A 20,209-nucleotide genomic window follows, 5' to 3' on the forward strand; every position below is an offset into this window, starting at 1 on the left:
TATAGTAAAAAGCCCAGTAAGGTCTGGGCTTAGGGTTTACAACAATGCCAGTAAAGCCTGTAACGGATGCTTTGGTTTTACCTGTTCAAATCGTTTCACTTGACTGCGGCAGGAATACCCTGTGATCAAGCAACGTTCTTTGGGCAGTTTTTCTAAACTTGGCTTCCAACTTAAGCCATAAATATCTTTCGACATCTCCAGCTTATCCTGTTCGTGGCCAAAGGTTCCGGCCATACCACAACAACCGACTGGCACCGTTTTTAACTGAGAACCAAAATGACTAAATATCGCGCCCCACTCTTTTTCTGCATTCGGTAGTTTGGTTTTTTCCGTGCAATGAGCAAACAGATACCAAGGCGCGTCACTGAGGGTCTGATGATGGTTAAATTCCAACAAACGTGGCAACAGCCACTCATGAACGGTCAGTACATCAAACTCACCGCGCTTATCGCCAAGAATTTCGTTGTACTCATCACGGTAGCAAAGCACTAACGCTGGATCGACACCGACCATCGGAATGTTGAGATCCGCCACTTGTGACAAAAACGCAGCGGTGTTTTTCGCAGTGGCTGTGAATTGCTTTAAAAATCCTTTGATATGCTGCGCTTTACCATTGGGTTTGAATGGCAACAGTATCGGATTTTTGCCTAATTTGATCAGCAATTGTACGAAATCTTCAACCACCTCAGCATCGTAATAACTGGTAAATGGGTCTTGGACGATAATCACATGTTCAGCGCGATCTTGCTGTGACAGCCCAGCGAGGCGCTGCATATCAAATTTCACCACTTGGCCTGCGACACGCTTTGCCAACGTCGGCACCGAAAGCAAGGGCGCATCAACGTAGCCAACGGTTGAAGCGGTGAGGCTTTGTACCCATTTCTGAGCCAACACCCCGTTCACCACTTGCGGTGCCTTTGCCATGACCGGCAAAAGCGTTTCAATATTCGCGACGAGATAATCCTTAGCCGGACGCTGATAACGTGAGTAGTAGATATTTAAAAAACGAGAGCGAAAACTCGGCACATCGACTTTGATTGGGCATTGGCTGGCACACGCTTTACACGCCAAACAGCCATTCATCGCTTCATACACTTCATGTGAAAAATCGTACTCGCGCGATTTATTGAAAGAGTTACGCACGCGATCAATCATGGTTTTGATGGTTGGGTTTGACTCCAACACTTGCTTCTCTAGATCGAGAATATCCACACCCTGCTCGGTAAGTTGGCGTAACCATTCACGCACCAAACCGGCGCGGCCTTTCGGTGAGTGACGACGATCCGCCGTGACTTTCATCGACGGGCACATCGGCGAACTGGTGTCATAGTTAAAGCATAAACCGTTACCATTACACTCCATCGCCTGTTTGAAACTGTCACGGACCTTCACATCGATTTGACGATCAAAATAGCCGCGTTTGGTGTCCGTGACTTTGACCAATTCAAAATTGGTCTCAAGTGGCGTACATATTTTGCCGGGGTTCATTTTATTGTGCGGGTCAAAGGCTGCTTTAACGCGTCGTAATTCAGTAAATAGCTCCTCACCAAAAAACGCGGGGCCATATTCGGAGCGATAACCTTTGCCATGTTCGCCCCACATTAAACCGCCATATTTTGCCACCAGTTTGACCACATCATCAGACACTTCATGCATCAGAAGCTCTTGCTGTGGGTCACACAAATCCAAAGCAGGGCGCACATGCAACACGCCGGCATCCACGTGGCCAAACATGCCATAACTGAGATTTTTACTATCCAGCAAGGTACGGAATTCGCTAATAAAATCAGCCAAGTGTTGCGGCGGAACACAAGTATCTTCAGCAAAAGCAACAGGTTTAGCCTTGCCTTTGGCCGCCCCTAATAATCCCACCGCTTTTTTGCGCATGTTGTAAATCAGGTTAATGCTCGCCAAATCACTGCACACTTGATAGCCAATGATGCCCGCTTGTTCTTGCTCAAGCATCTGATCAAGACGCTGCGTCAATGAAGCGACCTGAGCGGCGACCTCTTGCTCGCTTTGGCCTGCGTATTCGACCATGTTGATGCCTTGCATCTCTTTGCCCGGAACATCCGCTAATAACTCGCTGACGCTATGCCAAACAATATCTTGCTTAGCTAAATTTAATACTTTGGAATCAACGGTTTCAACCGATAAAGCACTGGCTTCTACCATCAAAGGTGCATTACGCAGTGCTGAATCAAAGCTGTTGTACTTCACATTGACTAAGGTGCGAGCTTGGGGGATAGGCGTCAGATTCAAGGTTGCTTCTGTGATGAAGACCAAAGAGCCTTCTGCGCCACAAAGTACCCGAGTGAGATTAAAGTGATCACGTTCTTCATCAAGCGCATTTTTAAGATCGTAGCCCGTCAGAAAGCGGTTAAGAGGTGGAAATTTCGCCACAATTTGTTCACGCTTGTCACGGCATACCGCTTCGGTCACTTGCAACGCGTTCGCAGCAAAAGTACCACTTTCAGGCAAGCCTAATGAGAGATCCGATTCAAGTACCGAACCATCGGCAAAAACAGCTTGCAGAGACAGAACATGATCCGACGTTTTGCCATATTTTAAAGAGCCCTGCCCTGACGCATCGGTATTGATCATGCCACCAAGTGTGGCTCGGTTACTGGTCGAAAGATCCGGTGAGAAAAAATAACCCAATGGTCTGACCGCATCATTTAATTGGTCTTTTACCACGCCAGCTTGTACTCTTACCCAACCTTTATCAGCATTGATTTCAAGTACTTGGTTCATATAACGAGATAAATCAACCACAATACCTTTGGTTAGTGATTGGCCATTAGTGCCAGTGCCGCCGCCTCGCGGTGAAAAAGTGACTCTCTCAAATTCTGGTTTTGAGCTAATCTTACCAATAAGTGCTACGTCATGAGTTGATTTGGGATGCACGACGGCTTGGGGCAATTGCTGATAAACACTGTTGTCAGTCGCAACAGCAAGTCGGCTAGAGTATTGTGATTCGATATCGCCGCTAAATCCTTGATTTTCGAGTTGTTGTAAAAAGCTCAAAACGACGGGATCGACGTCCGTTTGGTGATGAAGTCTTGGTAACATTTGCTTCCTGCCCCTACTGCGCTGATCCAATCAGCTGTGGGTTAATGGTTATTTTGATATTAATCTTTGAATTTCGTCACTTTACAACATTTAAAAAGGTGATCAAATCAGAATCTCAATGCAAGAATGAATCTAGCGAAAAAGTCATTAATACAATATTTTTCCTGTACACAACATTTTAGCTATATATAGTTAAATAACGCTTTATGCTTTATATGTCGATATAGAAAGTTAAACACCGCTTTTAAACTGCAATGCACATTACGGATATCAGAATGAAAAAAAACAAGATTGTTACCACTGAAGATATTTTGCTTAAGCTTTGTCAATCAGTGTCAGGAGTGCTCAGTTCTGCAACGGCGACCAACATTGCTTATTCAGCGATGGTGCAAAAAATCAATAAAACGTCACTGAAGCCAGATTTCGGCTGTTTCGTTTTGTTTGATGGTGGCTTCTCTGGGCTCGTTGTTATCAACTTTACCGCCAAGGCTGCACTGGAAATTTACACCAGTTACATGCGCAATATGGGAATGCCAGAAGAAGAGCTAGCCGTGCTGCATACTTCTGACGAAGTGGGCGACGTACTGGGCGAATTGATGAACCAGCTCGTAGGCGATTTTACAAATAAAATCCGCAAGGAGTTACAAACTAACATTACCCAAAACCAACCGAAGATGTTATCACTCAACAAACAGGTGATTTTGTCGGTGGATACCAATTTAGACCGTCCACAAGCACGCCGAGTCACCTTCTCGACAGAAAGTAATAATATTTTCTATCTTGAACTGGCAATGGATAAAACCGAATTCATCCAACTTGAAGAATTTGAAGTTCAAGAAGATGAAAGCCCTGATTCAATTTTAGAAGCAGCTCAGCAACAATTGTCTGCCAAAGACAAAAATGACAAGCAAAACAACAGTGATGATAATGTAACAACAGACCTATTGGATGAACTTGGTATTTAAACCACCAGCTTCCTCTCGACTCGCTGCCTGATTTTGGGCAGCGATTCTCCACTTCGCTTTCACTTCCCGCATAAAACCGCTAAAATGTCGGACTTTTCTGAAGTTGTAGAATTGTATTTGCGAATTAATGGATAAACAGAAAGCTCTAAAGAAGATCGCTAAATGTCTTGAACTTGGTAATTCCGCGAATGTGAATGAAGCGGCCAATGCCATCAAGATGGCGCATAGCCTGATGCTAAAGTATGGACTTGATAAAGATGACATCGAATTTATCAAGATGGGCAAAACCCAATCAACCCATTTACTCCCCGCATCCATCACCTCATCACTACTGCGAGTGATCCGCGGTATCAATACTAAGTTTGGTGTAGAAGCGGTGCTACTCAATCATAAAGGACTCAAACGTGTTGAGTTTATTGGTGAGGCCGATCGCGCTATTTTTGCCGCATTCGCTTTTGATATCATTTACCGAGAAATGAACGAGCACACAGGCCAATTTAGAAACAGTTTCGCGGGCAGTGGCACTTCCAGTACGGAGGTTACACGACGGGTCAATTCGTTCGTTTCGGGTTGGATTGAAGGGGCATTAGAGAAGCTTCCAGTGATCACCGCTGATGATGAATCCAATAACAAAATCAATAATTACATTGATAAAGAGTTTCAAAATATTGACCGTGAAACCTTCAAGCAGCAGCTGCGTGATGCCATGAAAAATATTACCGCGGATTATGAGACTGGGTTAAAAAAAGGCCGTAAAGTATCTGTAAATCGACCGATTGATGGTGCTCCTGCTCCAAAACGTCTTAGATAACCATTCGTCTTAGGTAACCATTCGTCTTAGATAGCCATTAATGCGCTATTCTGCTCTGTGCATTCGATAGAAATGCGCTACTATTTGAACAGAAATTAGCCCCACAAAACATGGTGAGAATTTGAGAGTTGTCCTTAGTTTATACCTGCTTTTCTCCTCATTAGTACTGGCCTCTCCTGTTGCTGAGCTAACTGCCCAAGCTCAGCAACAAAACTCAAATGCACAATATCAATTGGCGCTGGCTTATCAGCAAGGGGACAAAGTTGCTGTTAACCTAAACAATGCGTTTTATTGGTTTCAGCAAGCGGCACAGAACGGACACCCCTTAGCCAAATCCAGGCTAGCCAATCTCTATTTAAAGGGACAAGGAACTCCAAAAGACATCCCTCAAGCTCTATTTTGGCTGACCGACTTAGCCACTAGCGGTGATGTGAATGCTCAATTACAACTCGCTAGAACTTACGAAACACTCCCTTCGCCACCCTCTGCGTTAGAATTGTCAGAAGTGTGGTATCGCATTGCGGCAGATAAGAGTAGCCAAGCCGAAGACGGTTATGAGCGTGTATTGCAAGAAAAATTCAATCAACAACGTGCAAAGCAAGTCTCCTCTATCAGTCAATTAGACAGCGCTTTTGACAACAGCGATGAAGCTGACATGGTGGCCGGCACTGCACCCGTTGATCGCGACTCGACAAGCTCTATCATGACGGATTACTTATCTCTGTTGCTGCTGATGTTACTCCTTTTGATGCTTATCTATCTTTTCCGCTTCTGGAGCCGAAAACGTAAGACCCAACAACACGATAAAAATAGTCAACACCGACAGGAAATCGAATCGCAGGCCTTTATAATCAAACAGCAAAAAAGGCAGCTTGAAAGCTTATTCAAAGAGATCAAAAGACTGCAAAACAATCATGTGGCCCAGTCTCAGGATCAAAAATTACTATTAGCCTGCGCATTATTTGGCTTTAAACCCAGTGAACTTCCCGATGAAAAAAGCATCAAGCTTCGCTACAAACAACTGTGTAAAATATACCACCCAGATCTTCAAGGCTCACAAGAAGAAATGAAGCGACTCAATGGTGCGTTAAAAATCATCCTGCCTCACGTTAAGTAAATGTTATTTTTAATGCAGAATATTACCGCTCGCGGTTAAAACACTTGCTAAAGATAGGCAACGCAATCGATCTCCATCTCACTTAAAGTAACAAATAGTTAACTTAATTCTCTTTTATATGGGATAATGCGCCGCGAAAATTACACCTAAATCTTCTAGGTGGGGAGAAAACATGTTTACGATTGAAGGTATTTGCGATTGGTGTAAACAACCAAAGCTATTAATAAAACACGAATATATTGATGGGAAATCGCATCACTCATGCGAAAGTTGCAATGAGTTTGCGCGCATGGATGTCAGGCAGTTTAATATTGCAGAGCAAGCATTTCGAGATCGACAGTCACTGTCACATTAGGCATCAATAGCTATACATGAAAAAGCGCCAACACGGCGCTTTTTTACTGCCTATTTTTGAAGCACACCCATTTCAGCGACTATGATAACTTATCTAATTAGTGGCGAGACACTGTTACTAGGATACTTACATTGATCACAAAACAGACAATGGCGCTTTATCTTTGAATAATTTGATTTTTTGCTAAAAATCATTATTAATCAATAAATTAAAACAAAATCTAACGAATTCAAGCTTGGTTATGCTGATAAATTCAGCAAAAAAAACTTGATCAGTATCTACAACTCAAATACTGTATACACATACAGCATGTATGAAAGGACAGTGTTATGCTTCAAGTAAATTTCGCTTCTCAACGATCAGCTCAGTACCCTTTGGCTAATGCCCATCGCTCAGTAAATACGATTGAACAAGCCATGATGTCAAAGCTTGCTCAGCTATCCCAGTATCAACAGCAGTGGATCTTATTCACCTCTGAATGTCCTCGACCACAGTATGAACAGTTTGCTTCTTTCAATATACATTGCGACAGAGTGATCCACATGAAACCCTCTCAAACCTTATCGGAATTAGAGATTGTGATTAAAGCTATCCGCTCGGGAAATGCCAGTGCGGTAATTGCGTCAAATACTATTGAGCCTATCAACCAACACCTACTCAAGCAATTAGCGGCCGAGCACCACTGTGATGTGTTTTTTGTTGCAGGGAAACAGCAACCGTTTCATTGATCGAGAAAATGCTGTTGAGGGTGAATAATGCTGTATTACCCTCCATAACAGCAAAGGCCTAGCACTGTGGCTAGACCTTTGAGATTAGAACATCTTATTGTGTCACGGTGACACCAATAGATTAGATATCAATTACATCGAATGCCACTTCAGTATCGACATCGGCTTCGTAATCAACGCCATCAACACCAAAACCGAATAACTTCAAGAATTCTTCTTTGTATTCAACGTAATCCGTCAGCTCTTTTAGGTTTTCAGTAGTGATCTGTGGCCAAAGCTCACGGCAATGCTTTTGAATATCTTCACGCAGTTCCCAGTCATCCAAACGCAGACGATTTTGCTCATCTACTTCCGGCGCACTACCGTCTTCTTTATAAAGACGTTGGCTAAACATGCGATAGATCTGTTCAATACATCCTTCATGTACACCTTGCTCACGCATTTTCTTAAACACCATTGCGATGTAAAGAGGCATAACAGGAATAGCTGAACTGGCTTGAGTAACAACCGATTTAAGAACGGCCACATTAGCCGTACCGCCTAATACAGAAAGCTGTTCATTCAGTGCCGATGCGGCGCGGTCTAAATCCATCTTCGCTTTACCTAGCGCACCATCCCAATAGATTGGCCAAGTTAGCTCAGTACCGATATAGCTATAAGCCACGGTTTTACACCCTTGGGCCAATACGCCAGCTTCAGCAAGTGCATGGATCCATAGCTCCCAATCTTGACCGCCCATAACCGTTACCGTGTCTGCAATTTCCTGCTCAGTTGCAGGTTCAACACTGGCTTCAATGATGATGTCTTTATTGGTATCAACCGCTGTCGCAGTGTATGTTTGGCCAATCGGTTTCAATGATGAGCGAATCAGTTCGCCAGTTTCAGGTAACTTACGCACTGGTGAAGCAAGCGAGTAAACCACCATATCAATTTGACCTAAGTCTTGTTTGATTAGCTCGATCGATTTCTGTTTTGCTTGGTGAGAAAATGCATCACCATTTAGGCTTTTAGCATACAAACCCGCCTCGTGAGCAAGCTTGTCAAACGCGGCTGCGTTATAAAAACCGGCGGTGCCTGGTTTTTTATCCGTGCCCGGTTTTTCAAAGAAAACACCGATGGTCGCAGCACCGCCACCAAAAGCGGCGGTAATACGAGACGAAAGGCCATAGCCACTGGATGAGCCTACAACAAGTACACGTTTCGGTGCATTTTTGATAGGGCCTTGTGCTTTGGTGTAAGCAATTTGTTCTTTTACATTAGCTTCACAACCCACAGAGTGCGTTGTCGTACAGATAAATCCACGAATTTTAGGTTTGATGATCATATTCAACTTCCTTCAAAAATCTCCGCTAGGATAAAAGTTTCGCTCGAAGATCTCACCCTATTTCTTTAAAAACAGGCAGAAATTGCAAGTGGTTGGATCTCTCGTGGCTCAAACAATCAGAGCACCCGACTAGGATGCCCTGAAATATGGTTACACTTTTAGTGTCGATATTCGCGACTAGGCGACATGATTAAGCTTGGGCTTTCCCGGCTTATTGGTCATCACCTCGCTCAAGTCATGGCTAAAGTGGTCAACTTGAATCGCTTTATAACGCAGTTTATCTGCGGCCAAAATTTGGTCCACTTCAGTTTGAGTCAACACATTTTCGCTTAAAGCTTGAGCCAATCGCTCAGTCAGGGCACCTTTACGCGCAATTTTACCCTCTTTGACCGCGCGGAACAGCTTGCGCTCAAGTGTACTGATACCGTACATCGCCAAAAACGCTTTTTCCATCAAGCCAACGCTATCGTCTTCCTCTGGCCCAATGTAGCAAAGATGAGTGAGACGATCTCGATGTGCTCCAGGAGTCATTAAGCTTTCCGCCAGTTTGACCGACAGCTCATCGCTAGGTTTGTCATAATGGTTGCCCAAAGGGAAGACCAACACTTTAAGTAAGCGCCCAACCACTTTGTTGGGGAAGTTGCTGTACGCCTCTTGCAAAGATTTAGCGGCGTGGTACAAACAATATTGCACCGCGTAGTGCACGTAATCTAAATCGGTTTGTTGGCGGCCTTCATCTTCATACTTTTTTAAGGTCGCTGAAGCCATGTACAGATAACTCAAACCATCACCTAAACGCGCTGAGATCATCTCTTTACGTTTAAGATCGCCACCTAACGTCAACATAGCGAAATCGGCACTCACGGCAAGTGCTCGGCTAATGCGCGTTAACTGTTGGTAATACGCTTTTGTTGGGCCGCTCATCTGCGCTTTGACAAAGCGTGAACCCGTTAATGCAGCACCGAGCGCCCCAAAGGTATTTTTGGTCGCGTGGCTAATGTGCTTAAACAACAGCTTATCGAAATCTTTCGCGCCTTGCTCTGTATCAGGATTAGCCGCCGCTTCCATCTCTTTCAAAACATAAGGGTGACAACGAGTGGCACCTTGGCCAAAGATCATCAAATTGCGAGTTAAGATATTGGCCCCTTCAACCGTAATTGCGACCGGGATACCGAGATAATGTGTTCCGAGGTAGTTCATTGGCCCATCTTGAATCGCTCTACCTGAGTGAATATCCATCGAATCATTTAAAATTGTGCGCGCAATTTCTGTCATATGGTATTTGGCAATGGCGGTCACTATACCCGGTTTTTCTTTTAAATCGAGCGAGGTCGTGGTTAAGGTTCGTGTCGCTTCAAGCAAATAAGTTAAGCCACCGATACGGCCCAGTGCTTCAGCTACCCCTTCAAATTTACCAATCGACATGCCAAATTGCTTGCGCACATAAGCGTATGCACCTGTCGTACGCGAAGTTAAGTGGCCAATCGCCGTACCAAGTGCGGGTAATGAAATACCACGCCCTGCCGACAAACATTCCACCAGCATGCGCCAGCCTTTACCCGCATAGTCAGCACCACCGATGAGCCAATCCATCGGGATGAAAACATCTTGACCACGCGTTGGGCCGTTCATAAACGCAAGGCCGAGTGGATCGTGTCGCTCGCCAATTTCCACGCCTTTGTGATTAGCAGGGATCAACGCGCAGGTAATACCGATATCGAGCTTATCGCCTAGAAGTTTTTCAGGATCACTGAGTTTGAAAGCTAGGCCTAGCACAGTTGCAACCGGAGCCAGCGTGATATAACGCTTATTCCAACTGAGTTTAATCCCAAGGACTTCTTTGCCCTCGTGCTTGCCGTAACACACCACGCCTTGATCAGGAATGCCGCCAGCATCGGAGCCTGCTTCTGGCCCGGTCAGCGCAAAACAAGGGATATCCGTACCGTCAGCTAAGCGAGGAAGCCAGTAGTCTTTCTGTTGTTGTGTACCGTAGTGAGAGAGGAGCTCTCCCGGGCCAAGCGAGTTTGGCACCATCACTGTAACAGCGGTACTGATACTGCGCGTCGCAATCCGTGACACTATGGTGGAGTTGGCGAGTGCGGAAAATTCACGACCACCGTAGGCCTTTGAAATAATCAAAGAGAAGAAACGCTCTTTACGCAGAAACGTCCACACTTCCGCTGGCAAGTCGCGATCTTCTTTCACGATTTTATGGTCATCTAACATGGACAGCAGCGTTTCCAACTCATTATCAATGAAAGATTGCTCTTCATCTGACAAGGTTGGTTTTGGGTAATGATGCAGCTTGGTAAAGTCTGGACGACCTGAAAACAGTTCACCATCCCACCAAACGCTGCCCGCTTCCATCGCCTCTTTTTCTGTCTCCGATAACGGAGGCAAAACTTGCTTAAACAGTTTAAAGGCGGGGTCGCTTATCCATTTTCTTCGTAGAGAGCTCATGATCAGATCCTTTTGTTCGCTTGGATTGTTACTTCTTATAATAGATTTAATTGGGTTAATCAGCCGCAACGCCGGCGGCTAAATAAGGAATAAGTAAGTCGACGACGGCTTTGGCATCCACTTGGTTGCCAAAATCACTTTCGGCAATCTCAGCCAATGCTTGGCTCGACGCCATGGTAAAAACACACGTGCCTAACGTGAAGTGCAAACGCCAGAATAGAGTTTCAGGCGTCAGTTTTGGGTTCGCCTTCATCACTGACTGAGTAAACAGTGACAATACATCGCTGTAGCGTGTGGTGATAAACCAACGTAAATGACCTTGCACATCGGTATAGCCGCGACCAATCAACAACATAAAACGGCTGGTACCATTGGGCCTAACATCATTCAACGCACGTAATGGTGTACGCAATGACTCAAACACTTCAGACATTTGATATTCATCTTGGGAGTTTAACTCCTGCAGCGCTTGTTGAACGGCCGGCATAAATGCTTCTAAATAACGATTCAACACTGCCCGCACTAACGTTTTCTTATCACCAAAATGGTAGTTAACCGAAGCTAGATTTACTCCAGCTTTGCTGGTGATAGCTCGTAACGATGTATCGTTGAAGCCATGTTCAGCAAACAATCCCTCTGCAACATCTAGGATTTTTTCTTTGGTACTACTTCTTGGTGCCATTTCAATCACTCGTATCAAACAGGTGTTTGAAATATACTATCGACACAATTGATTAACAAGCAATTAACATCGCATTTTTACGAAATGATCGGAGCTGAAGAGCAAAATAGAAGTAAGCTAATGAAAGATAAATATTTTAAAAATAAATTGAAAAAAATAGCTTTAAGATGGAACTGATTGTGAAATGCTCAGTCTCAATAAGTGTAGTTAGCAGAGCATTAAGAATTTTACAGGCCGTCAAATTTTTCTTCTTACTGTAACTACCGATATGCTGCTTTTTCTTATTAACTCCTATGTTTATTTGTATCCGCCCAGCGCCTTTTGCTCTGGGCTTTTTTTTGCCGCATGAGAGGCAAAGCAGTAACTGACGAGCGATAAAATCGGCCAACACTGCAATTTTTACTCAGGTCAGTATATACTACGGCCCTTTTCTGCTCGAAAATCATCATGAAACTGTCTGACACCCCCATAACGCAACATACTTTTGCCAATAACCGCTTCTATTTAAAACGTGATGATCAACTTCACAGCCATTTTTCCGGAAATAAAGCGCGTAAGTTCATGGCGTTATTGGATAGCGATCTCCCCGGCATCAGCACTTTAATCAGCTATGGTTCGGCGCAGTCGAATGCTCTCTATTCTCTGGCAGCTCTTGCACTCATTAAAGGGTGGAAATTTGAGTTTTATGTAGACCACATTCCAACGTGGCTACAACAAAGACCGATTGGCAACTATCGTGGTGCACTGGATTTAGGAACGCACATCATCGAAGTTAGCCCCATCAATATAATGCCCCCCGAGCAGTATATTAATACGATCCGCCAGCCTGATGCTTCATGCTTAGTCGTACCGGAAGGCGGTCGCTCAAAGATGGCCGAAACAGGCATTAAGCAGCTGGCTCTAGAAATTCTCAACTGGATGAGAATGGAGACAAAAACGCAATTCGTCGTTGCGTTGCCCTCCGGGACAGGAACCACTGCGATCTACCTGCAAAAATATCTAAAACCGCACGGCATTGAGGTTCTGACCTGTGCTTGTGTAGGGGGAAATGACTACCTCATCCAACAATTTGACGAGCTTGAAGAGCGCCAGTACCCTACGATTATATCTACAGAGAAAAAGCATCACTTTGGACGATTGTACGAAGCCGATTATCGGATGTGGCAAAATCTACTTGAGCAGACTCATGTGGAATTTGATCTGTTGTATGACCCTATGATGTGGCAATGTTTGTTACCTTGGATGGAAGCTCATCCAGAAAAAACGGTGATTTATATTCATCAAGGTGGGTTACTGGGCAATGAAAGTATGCTGCCCCGCTATCAGCGGCAATTTGATTAACTACCTCACTATAAATAGGAGAGACACCATGCTGAAGTACTGTGTTTGGTTATTATTGATTGCTCCTAGCTTTGGCTACACGAAAGTAATCAATACCGCTTCGCTACCGGTTGTGGTAGCTACTGAAGGTAAAGCTTTGCAACGTGTTTGCTATTATAAGGACCAAGCTTATTCTATCGGTGCAGTGATTCAAGTCGGTGAGCTGTATATGATCTGCCAAGAGGCTAATGATTTTGAAACCAATGGCCCCTTAAGATGGGTGTTACTGACTCAACAAAAATAGTGAGAGAAAGGTTAGTTTAAGCCTCCCATTAGTGTCTATTTCACTGCCAAATATTCGTCTAGCCCCAGCTTTGCTCCCTCGCAGCCAAGACCTGACTCTTTGATGGCGCAACTGCGGTTGAGATAAGCGAGTTTGATGCATCATTCATAATGGATATAACAAATTGGGGATTCACCAAGCTGCATGGCGATGCACCTAGCAATTTATTGAGAGAAGAAGCGCAGGGGAAAGGAAACGGATTTAGATTCAATGAATTGAAAATACAACTCAACAACTGCTTACAATAAACTCGGCCTCTCATGAGTAAGAAACTTGAGTCAAACCCAGTCATTTGTATACTAAACACTGAATTAATAAAGGACTCTTTTACATGAAATCCAATAAAAACTTACTCAGTAATGTATTGGTCAATATTATTATCCCAGTGATTATTTTGAGTAAAATGAGTGGCGAAGATAACCTTGGCCCAACTTGGGCGCTAGTAGCGGCATTGGCGTTTCCACTATTATTTGGCCTAGTCAGTTTTATCCAAGAGCGTAAAATCAATTTCTACTCCGCCCTTGGGATGATTAGCGTATTACTGACAGGCGGCATTGGCTTGATGCAATTGGATCCTGCCTACATTGCTATTAAAGAGGCGGCTATCCCTGGGTTGATTTTCGTGATCATCATAGTGAGCAACCTTATTGGCTACCCGTTGGTGCGCAAAATGCTGCTTAATGAGGATATTATCGATCATAGCAAGCTAAAGGGTGCTTTGGACAGTGAGCAAAAACAGACGGAATTTGAGCGTAGGTTGAAATTTGGCTCTTATCTGATCGCCTTTTCATTTTTTATCTCGGCGGTACTGAACTATGTGCTAGCAAAGTGGATAGTAACTAGCCCAGCAGGAACCGAAGCATTCAATGAAGAAATAGGCAAAATGACGGCATTGAGTTTCCCAGTCATTTCCATTCCTGTCACCTTGATCATGATGGGAGCTCTTCTTTATTTATTCAAAAGTCTCTCGGCTATTACTGGCCACAAAATAGAATATTTCTTACGCTAAAAAAACGTGCTTAAGAGTCACAATATCGCTTCTGTGTAGGTTAGACACCTAATTCGGCAGTATAATTAACCTTTACCGATAGTGAATTTACTAAAGCAAGCCAAGTGTTTTTGGGTGAACTATAACTATTAAACACGACTGCCTCTCAATGGCTTTCCAGCGTAGTAATAGCGATCAGCCATCAAGTTAAAATAGAGAATCCAACCCTAGCCGCCAATTCAGGCGGCTTTTTAATAATGCTAAATCTCGTCGTATTAAAGCGATGGATGCAGGATCTTTGTTCCATCGATTGAAGCAACAAGTCACACAAATACAGAGAAAAATCATGGCTAAATTTAGCGCAAATTGACCAGCCTTATTCTTCTTGTCTCTCAAAGAGTAAGGTTTGCAACACTGCGCCTTTTTTCACAAATTGGCTCTCTAGCCAGTAAACACCCGATGACAGAGAGATGGCTCGACCTTCCACTTTGACACTCTGCCCGTTGGTGCCATTGATCGGCAGTGACATGGCAAACTCACCATTGATACTCAAACTGCAAGAAGATTGCGCCAATGCTTCTCGATCGTAAGCCATTTGAGCAAAGCAGACGTAGGTGCCACTTTGTTCTACCTGCAACAAACATTGGCTGGATGTTTGGCTGTTGAGCTCGATGGTTTGATCCGCAAAGCAGATTGGTGGCGATTCAGGAACAGCTTGACGCGCCTGAACCGCTAGCTGTACAAAAGGCTTCACCGCTTGATACGCCTGCAGCGGCCTTTGCATCACTGGCGATTGCAAAATAAAGCGGCAGATGTTCATCGCGCTGCGCTGCAACTCGCCGAGCGTCAGATCGCCTTGTGCTAACGCGCGCAAGGTGTCGTCTTCCATCGGGTTGCGCTCTGCGGCGTCGTTTTCCACCACCATGTAGAGATCGTTTTGCGCTCGCAACATATAGCCAGTAAAGCGCTTACTCTCTTCACCCCCGTCCACGGGGTGATTCATTTTCGCCCACCAGTCGGTCATCACAATGCCGGTGTAGCCCCATTCACCACGCAAAATGGTGGTGTTGAGATCGTAGTTAGACGCCGCCCAATGGCCGTTGACCGGATTGTAAGCGGTCATGATGCTGGACGCCTGACCATACTTCACCGCCATTTCAAATGGCTTGATGTGGATTTCACGCAGCGCGCGCTGCGACATCACGCTATCCACATCCACTCGTGCGGTTTCTTGATCGTTGGCCGAAAAGTGTTTGATGGTTCCGGAAACACCCGCTTGTTTTAAGCCTGTGGTTTGCGCAGCCGCAATCCAACCGGTTAACAGTGGGTCTTCCGAGAAATATTCGAAATTACGGCCATTGAGTGGGTGGCGATGAATATTGATGCCCGGACCGAGCAAGGTGTCGATTTGGTAGGCTTGCAACTCTTGGCCTAGCAAATAATACAACTGTTGATTGAGCTCAGTGTTCCACGTGCAGGCGAGCAGTGTGCCAATTGGCACTTGGGTCGCTTGATGGCCACTGTCCATGCGAATGCCCGATGGGCCATCGGCCGCCGCGGCCACCGGAATACCAAACTCAAACAGTGAAGTGCATACCCCACCAAACGCCGCGGCGGTACCCGGCGTCACTTTCGGGCTGCACATGCCTTCACCACGCACCAGAATGGCCAGTTGTTCAGCTGTGAGTTGGGCAACAAACGCTTCTAGGCTGGCGCGGCCTTGGGCGACATCGGCCAGCTTAATGCCTTGATCGCCCGTGAACGCATAGGTTGGCGGCAAATTCGCTTCGATTCGCTGCGCCAGATCCACCGTACGCAATGGCACAGGCTGATAGCGGGGTTGATAGACGCCATTGGCTTGGCGCTCGGCCGGCACTAGGCGTTCAAACTGACGGGCTGGCGCGCAGGCTTCACTGAGTGTTTCCAGTGAGGTGGTTTGCTCTACCCACCATGTCGTGTCGATTTTCTGCGCTTGGCGCACGCTGCCGCCAAGGTAGAAATGATACTGCCCTGCTTCAAGCACATAACTGTTTGGGTAGCCACTCGCGCCGCTATCGTCAAACGATGCCAGCAAAGCCACCGGCACACAGATGCGTACCACTTCGCTGCCGTTTGGCGCTAGCTCGCTGGTTTTTGCAAACCCACACAGCGCTCTGGCGGGTTTGCCAAGTTGGCCTTGTGGCGCTTCAACATACAGCTGCACCACTTCTTTGCTGCTAAATTGCTGGCCGATGTTGCGCACTTCAATCTCAAAATAGAGCGACTTGGCGTTGGTGAGATCGCCACTAGCATCGGCCACGTCACTCGAGCACTGCAGCAAACGGCGCTCAAATTGGCTGTAGGATAAGCCTGCACCAAATTCAAACTGCACCGCTTCTGGGGCAAAAGTTTCAAAGTAGCGATAGCCGACGTAAATATCTTCCGCGTAGAGATTGAAATCTTTGCGGCCAAAATGGGCGGAAGAGGGGTAATCTTGCAAACGATGGGCGATGGTATCAGTCAAACGGCCACTGGGTGAGACAGCGCCAGACAGCACATCGGCCAGCGCATGACCACCTTCCATCCCCGCCGCCCAACTATAGAGTACCGCTTTGATCGCGTGATGGTTTTCAAGGCGAGTTAACCACGACATATCGATAATGTTGGTGACGTTCATCACCACGATCACACAGGAGAAATGGCGGCACACTTTGGTTAGCATGTCCGTTTCCAATTCCGTTAAGCGGTAGCTGCCTGCTTCATCGGCGTAATCTTTATCTTCACCGGCGGTGCGGCCAATAAACACCAGCGCTTTGTCTGACTGCGACGCAGCCTGCGCCACGACCTCATCGGTCAGCGACATTTCATGTTGAAACCAAGGCTCTGCCGCCCAGCCACCGCCGCCATCATCAAACGGATGGTGGGCTAGCCAATCTTGATACAGAGCGACTAACGAAGTATTAAGTTGAATAGTCGGATTGGCTTGCAAACCTTGCAATGCATTCACTGCATAAGGCACGTTCACCGCGCCGCCAGAACCTGTGCCGCTGCGATAGGTATTTATCTGGCAACGGCCAAACAAGGAGAGCACCTGCGATGGCTGAATCGGTAGGGCTTGGTCATCATTTTTCAGCAGGACGATGCCTTCTGCCGCGGCTTGTCGGCTCACTGACACCAGTGCTTGCTGCGCTTTTTCTATCGCTGGATTTCTCATCGCTTTATCGCCCTCTTTTTGCCTTATCTTGGCCTTATTTTTGCCTGCGGCATTCTCATTGATTGAGCTTCAGTGTAAGCTTGCCAAATGCGCAATTCTACCAATATTCCGACCAATAAAAGGAAAATAGCGACATGAGCATCACCTATCAGTTGCAACATCATCTTCGCTATCCCCACTTCAAATTTGCTTACGTTGATGGCCACCATCACAGCGATTTTGGCCTGCATAAACACGATTTTTCTGAGCTGTTTTTGGTGGTGAGTGGCAAAGGTAACCACCTTGTTGCTTCTCATGTCTATCCGCTCACTGCTGGGGATGTGTTTGTGATCAACGGCGATATTGAGCACGCTTTTCAGGATGTCGATCGGCTGGAAATCATCAATTTGATGTTTGAAGCGGGTACGCCGTTTTTCGAAACGCCCTCATTGAGAAAACTCTCTGGTTATCAGGCGATGTTTAAGGTTGAGCCGATTGCCCGCCAAACTGGCGAATACCGCGCTAAGCTCACGCTCAATGATGAACAACAGCCATTGATCACGCAGTTGATTGAGGCGATTCGCCACGAATATCAACAAGGGGAAAGCGGCTTTGAAACCATGCTCACCAGTTTGATGCAGCAATTGGTCATCACCCTTGCGCGTATGTATCAGCAGCAAACGCACGAACTGCCCAACACCACGCTGGCGCTCAGCCGCGCACTGATTTTTATTGAGCAGCATTTTGCCGACGGCGACATCCACAGTGGCGATGTCGCTCAAGCGGCGTTTGTCAGCCAGCGCCAATTGGAGCGGCTGTTTAAGCAGTTTCTCAACACCTCCCCCAACTTATATTTGCGTGAAATGCAGCTCAATTACGGGCGCGATCTCTTGAATAACGAACCTGGCATGTCGATTCAACAGGTGGCGGATCAGTGTGGATTCAGTGATAGCAACTATTTTTCCAAGTGCTTTAAGCAGAAGTTTGGCCTAAGCCCTAGCCAATACGATCGGCAGCCGAAATGAAAAAATCCGCTGTTGTCAGCGGCGTAATGAATGGCAGTGGCATGCATTCATACAACAAAAACAAGTTCCCCCGTGTAGCCCGACTTGCCTGTTGCCAAACTGGGAGTGGCGGTCCCTTAAAGTGCCACTCCCTACTGGGTAATCTCTCCCATTACCCTACAGGTGGCTTACCACCACATGTCTGCTTGGATACCCACAAGGATGTCCGCTTTATCACGCATTGATCCGTCTAGGTATGTTGCAAGGAAACGGATTTCAGGTGCAGGACCAAAACCGGTTGGGACGATAATAGTTGGTGCAACCGTCAGTTTGTAGTTAGTGGCATCGTCACCCACGCCGTTTGCATCTTCCCATTTGTTGTACTGGAAGCCTGCTTCTGTCGCGATGAAGAAGTTTTGCGCCACTGGGAACGATGGACGAATCATCGCCGACGCCCAGCTGTCTTTGCCGCCGTTGTCGAGATCGTTGTATTGACCTTGGATAGAGTGGAAGATGCTGACGCCGTTTTCAAAGAAGTAGCCACCCCATACCAATGCACGAGCAGAGACATCACCGCTTTCCACTTTCTTCATTTTTGAAGGGCCTTCCAACGAGCCATTGCCTGGCTTGTACGCATTGTAAGTGGTCAGTGTGCCGCCCAGTAGCTGACCAGAACCGAGGCCTTTACCTGCCTGAGCGATGTACTTAGTAAAGCCTTTGTCTGATAAACCGAATACTTTGTCTGAGTGGACAATCACGGTCATCTCAACACCGTTGCTGGCGTATTCTGTACCATCGACAAAGTTGTCTGGTAGGTATTTGCCCATGGCGTGCAGTTCCACACCATTTAAATCAACGCCGACGTGCACAGAGTGCATGGGGTTGTTCGAGTTGGTTGCCCAGAATGAATCTTCTGCGTTATCACTGGCGATATACGCAAAATCCCACTTGTAATCACCCAGTTGAACACCTTCGATACCCACACCGGTACCCGACATGTCGGTGTAGAAGAAGTCGGTCATGAAGATGTAGTTGTCTTTGCCGTAGAAGCGCGTACCGCCCCAAAGTGTGCCAGTTTCAGTAACACCATCAAACTCAACGAAGGTTTCCACCATACCGATGCTGCTATTCGCCGCATCTGCGTTGGTGCCAAGCTGGTTGTTGCCAGCTGACTGTGCGTTATCGGCACCAACACGCGTTTTGATGCGAATTTTTTGGCCGTCATCGTTTTCAAAGTTTTTCTGTAGCGCAAGCTCAAAATGGTTGTCAGATTCAATGCCCAAGCGGCCTAGGCGCTCTTTAGACGCTGGGAATTTTGAACGTTTAAAATCGTCATTCTTGCTGTACAGTGCGCCCGCACGGAAGTAACCGTGGAACTCAAAACCATCTGATTTTTCAGCATGAACAACGGGTGCAGCGGATAGGCCCGCAGTCGCAACGAGACAAGCGAGGGTAAGCTTAGAAAGTTTCATATTAACTCCATGTTCCATCATTAGCCCTTAAAAGAAAGCGCTTTCTTTATTCTTTATAAAAAAACTGAACATTGGTGACGAACGCAAACTAAGTATTCACGTTCAACTATGCAATGAAGCTAATAAATTAATAGCCTCAACCGCCTTGTTCAGTGCAAGAGAAGTATAAAAGGATCTTCTAAGATAAAACCGTGATCAGCCTCATCAAAGAAAGCGCCTTCTTGGTTATTCGTCACAAATTGATATTTAGCTTATCAATGAAAGAAAGAAAGAAAGAAAGAAAGAAAGAAAGAAAGAAAGAAAGAAAGAAAGAAACACTTTCAAGCCGTTTTGTACCTTAAAAAATAAAAAGAAGCCTTAAAAAACGAAAAGGACCCGTGATTTTCACCACGAGCT

16 protein-coding genes are annotated in these 20,209 nt (G+C 45.9%); 10 read left to right on the forward strand and 6 right to left on the reverse strand.

Translation table 11 applies throughout. The features are described from left to right. Nucleotides 1-36: 36 nt before the first annotated feature. Complete coding sequence (gene ydiJ / locus VOR_RS0107200; RefSeq protein WP_010319031.1) at nucleotides 37-3,072, reverse strand: D-2-hydroxyglutarate dehydrogenase YdiJ; 3,036 nt, start codon at nucleotides 3,070-3,072, stop codon at nucleotides 37-39. Between the two features lie 275 nt (nucleotides 3,073-3,347). Here ydiJ and VOR_RS0107205 point away from each other — a divergent pair, with 275 nt between their 5' ends. From VOR_RS0107205 to VOR_RS0107225, 5 genes are all read left to right on the forward strand, one after another. Continuing rightward, nucleotides 3,348-4,037 (forward strand): DUF3334 family protein, encoded by a 690-nt coding sequence (locus VOR_RS0107205; RefSeq protein WP_010319032.1) that lies wholly within the window; start codon nucleotides 3,348-3,350, stop codon nucleotides 4,035-4,037. Between the two features lie 127 nt (nucleotides 4,038-4,164). After that, a complete protein-coding gene (locus VOR_RS0107210) occupies nucleotides 4,165-4,848 on the forward strand; it encodes a DUF2786 domain-containing protein (RefSeq protein ID WP_010319033.1) in 684 nt (227 codons plus the stop codon). 121 nt (nucleotides 4,849-4,969) lie between these two features. Then, the gene (locus VOR_RS0107215; protein WP_010319034.1) at nucleotides 4,970-5,965 is read left to right on the forward strand and encodes a J domain-containing protein; all 996 of its coding nucleotides are present in this window, start codon (nucleotides 4,970-4,972) and stop codon (nucleotides 5,963-5,965) included. Between the two features lie 172 nt (nucleotides 5,966-6,137). Next, the gene (locus VOR_RS0107220; protein WP_010319035.1) at nucleotides 6,138-6,320 is read left to right on the forward strand and encodes a hypothetical protein; all 183 of its coding nucleotides are present in this window, start codon (nucleotides 6,138-6,140) and stop codon (nucleotides 6,318-6,320) included. 329 nt (nucleotides 6,321-6,649) lie between these two features. Beyond that, a complete protein-coding gene (locus VOR_RS0107225) occupies nucleotides 6,650-7,048 on the forward strand; it encodes a 50S ribosomal protein L7ae (RefSeq protein WP_010319036.1) in 399 nt (132 codons plus the stop codon). A 121-nt stretch (nucleotides 7,049-7,169) separates the two neighbouring features. On the opposite strand, the gene fabV is transcribed toward VOR_RS0107225, so the two are convergent. The 3 genes from fabV to psrA form a co-directional block, all read right to left on the reverse strand. Beyond that, on the reverse strand, nucleotides 7,170-8,372 hold the full coding sequence (gene fabV, locus VOR_RS0107230) for an enoyl-ACP reductase FabV (RefSeq protein ID WP_010319037.1): 1,203 nt from the start codon (nucleotides 8,370-8,372) through the stop codon (nucleotides 7,170-7,172). A 177-nt stretch (nucleotides 8,373-8,549) separates the two neighbouring features. Further along, entirely contained in the window at nucleotides 8,550-10,832 is a 2,283-nt protein-coding gene (locus tag VOR_RS0107235; RefSeq protein ID WP_010319038.1) for an acyl-CoA dehydrogenase, read from the reverse strand. Between the two features lie 55 nt (nucleotides 10,833-10,887). Next, nucleotides 10,888-11,514 carry a TetR family transcriptional repressor PsrA gene (psrA, locus tag VOR_RS0107240; protein WP_010319039.1) on the reverse strand — a complete coding sequence of 209 codons (627 nt, stop codon included), beginning with the start codon at nucleotides 11,512-11,514 and terminating at the stop codon, nucleotides 10,888-10,890. A gap of 447 nt (nucleotides 11,515-11,961) precedes the next feature. Here psrA and VOR_RS0107250 point away from each other — a divergent pair, with 447 nt between their 5' ends. The 3 genes from VOR_RS0107250 to VOR_RS0107260 all read left to right on the forward strand — a co-directional run bounded on the left by VOR_RS0107250 (nucleotide 11,962) and on the right by VOR_RS0107260 (nucleotide 14,186). After that, entirely contained in the window at nucleotides 11,962-12,855 is an 894-nt protein-coding gene (locus VOR_RS0107250; protein ID WP_010319041.1) for a 1-aminocyclopropane-1-carboxylate deaminase/D-cysteine desulfhydrase, read from the forward strand. Nucleotides 12,856-12,883: 28 nt separating this feature from the next. Further along, complete coding sequence (locus VOR_RS0107255) at nucleotides 12,884-13,138, forward strand: DUF1496 domain-containing protein (protein WP_010319042.1); 255 nt, start codon at nucleotides 12,884-12,886, stop codon at nucleotides 13,136-13,138. Nucleotides 13,139-13,508: 370 nt separating this feature from the next. Beyond that, complete coding sequence (locus VOR_RS0107260; RefSeq protein ID WP_010319043.1) at nucleotides 13,509-14,186, forward strand: VC0807 family protein; 678 nt, start codon at nucleotides 13,509-13,511, stop codon at nucleotides 14,184-14,186. A 355-nt stretch (nucleotides 14,187-14,541) separates the two neighbouring features. On the opposite strand, the gene VOR_RS0107265 is transcribed toward VOR_RS0107260, so the two are convergent. Then, on the reverse strand, nucleotides 14,542-17,358 hold the full coding sequence (locus VOR_RS0107265) for a glycoside hydrolase family 3 protein (RefSeq protein ID WP_010319044.1): 2,817 nt from the start codon (nucleotides 17,356-17,358) through the stop codon (nucleotides 14,542-14,544). Between the two features lie 134 nt (nucleotides 17,359-17,492). Here VOR_RS0107265 and VOR_RS0107270 point away from each other — a divergent pair, with 134 nt between their 5' ends. Then, complete coding sequence (locus VOR_RS0107270; RefSeq protein WP_010319046.1) at nucleotides 17,493-18,362, forward strand: helix-turn-helix domain-containing protein; 870 nt, start codon at nucleotides 17,493-17,495, stop codon at nucleotides 18,360-18,362. Nucleotides 18,363-18,529: 167 nt separating this feature from the next. Here VOR_RS0107270 and VOR_RS0107275 read toward each other — a convergent pair whose 3' ends face one another. Continuing rightward, on the reverse strand, nucleotides 18,530-19,813 hold the full coding sequence (locus VOR_RS0107275) for a carbohydrate porin (RefSeq protein ID WP_010319047.1): 1,284 nt from the start codon (nucleotides 19,811-19,813) through the stop codon (nucleotides 18,530-18,532). 191 nt (nucleotides 19,814-20,004) lie between these two features. On the opposite strand from VOR_RS0107275, the gene VOR_RS18685 reads away from it, so the two are divergent. Then, on the forward strand, nucleotides 20,005-20,154 hold the full coding sequence (locus tag VOR_RS18685) for a hypothetical protein (RefSeq protein ID WP_155815348.1): 150 nt from the start codon (nucleotides 20,005-20,007) through the stop codon (nucleotides 20,152-20,154). The last annotated feature ends 55 nt before the right edge of the window (nucleotides 20,155-20,209 follow it).

This window comes from Vibrio ordalii ATCC 33509, assembly GCA_000257205.1.
Classification (GTDB): domain Bacteria; phylum Pseudomonadota; class Gammaproteobacteria; order Enterobacterales; family Vibrionaceae; genus Vibrio; species Vibrio ordalii.

What these genes read in the sequence shown, in the direction of transcription:
- VOR_RS0107210 (WP_010319033.1), top strand. Translation starts at nt 4,165, where the DNA reads ATGGATAAACAGAAAGCTCTAAAGAAGATCGCTAAATGTCTTGAACTT.
- psrA (WP_010319039.1), bottom strand. Translation starts at nt 11,514, where the DNA reads ATGGCACCAAGAAGTAGTACCAAAGAAAAAATCCTAGATGTTGCAGAG.
- ydiJ (WP_010319031.1), bottom strand. Translation starts at nt 3,072, where the DNA reads ATGTTACCAAGACTTCATCACCAAACGGACGTCGATCCCGTCGTTTTG.
- VOR_RS0107235 (WP_010319038.1), bottom strand. Translation starts at nt 10,832, where the DNA reads ATGAGCTCTCTACGAAGAAAATGGATAAGCGACCCCGCCTTTAAACTG.
- VOR_RS0107265 (WP_010319044.1), bottom strand. Translation starts at nt 17,358, where the DNA reads ATGAGAAATCCAGCGATAGAAAAAGCGCAGCAAGCACTGGTGTCAGTG.
- VOR_RS0107270 (WP_010319046.1), top strand. Translation starts at nt 17,493, where the DNA reads ATGAGCATCACCTATCAGTTGCAACATCATCTTCGCTATCCCCACTTC.
- VOR_RS0107205 (WP_010319032.1), top strand. Translation starts at nt 3,348, where the DNA reads ATGAAAAAAAACAAGATTGTTACCACTGAAGATATTTTGCTTAAGCTT.
- VOR_RS0107220 (WP_010319035.1), top strand. Translation starts at nt 6,138, where the DNA reads ATGTTTACGATTGAAGGTATTTGCGATTGGTGTAAACAACCAAAGCTA.
- VOR_RS0107260 (WP_010319043.1), top strand. Translation starts at nt 13,509, where the DNA reads ATGAAATCCAATAAAAACTTACTCAGTAATGTATTGGTCAATATTATT.
- VOR_RS0107275 (WP_010319047.1), bottom strand. Translation starts at nt 19,813, where the DNA reads ATGAAACTTTCTAAGCTTACCCTCGCTTGTCTCGTTGCGACTGCGGGC.
- VOR_RS0107225 (WP_010319036.1), top strand. Translation starts at nt 6,650, where the DNA reads ATGCTTCAAGTAAATTTCGCTTCTCAACGATCAGCTCAGTACCCTTTG.
- VOR_RS0107250 (WP_010319041.1), top strand. Translation starts at nt 11,962, where the DNA reads ATGAAACTGTCTGACACCCCCATAACGCAACATACTTTTGCCAATAAC.
- VOR_RS0107255 (WP_010319042.1), top strand. Translation starts at nt 12,884, where the DNA reads ATGCTGAAGTACTGTGTTTGGTTATTATTGATTGCTCCTAGCTTTGGC.
- fabV (WP_010319037.1), bottom strand. Translation starts at nt 8,372, where the DNA reads ATGATCATCAAACCTAAAATTCGTGGATTTATCTGTACGACAACGCAC.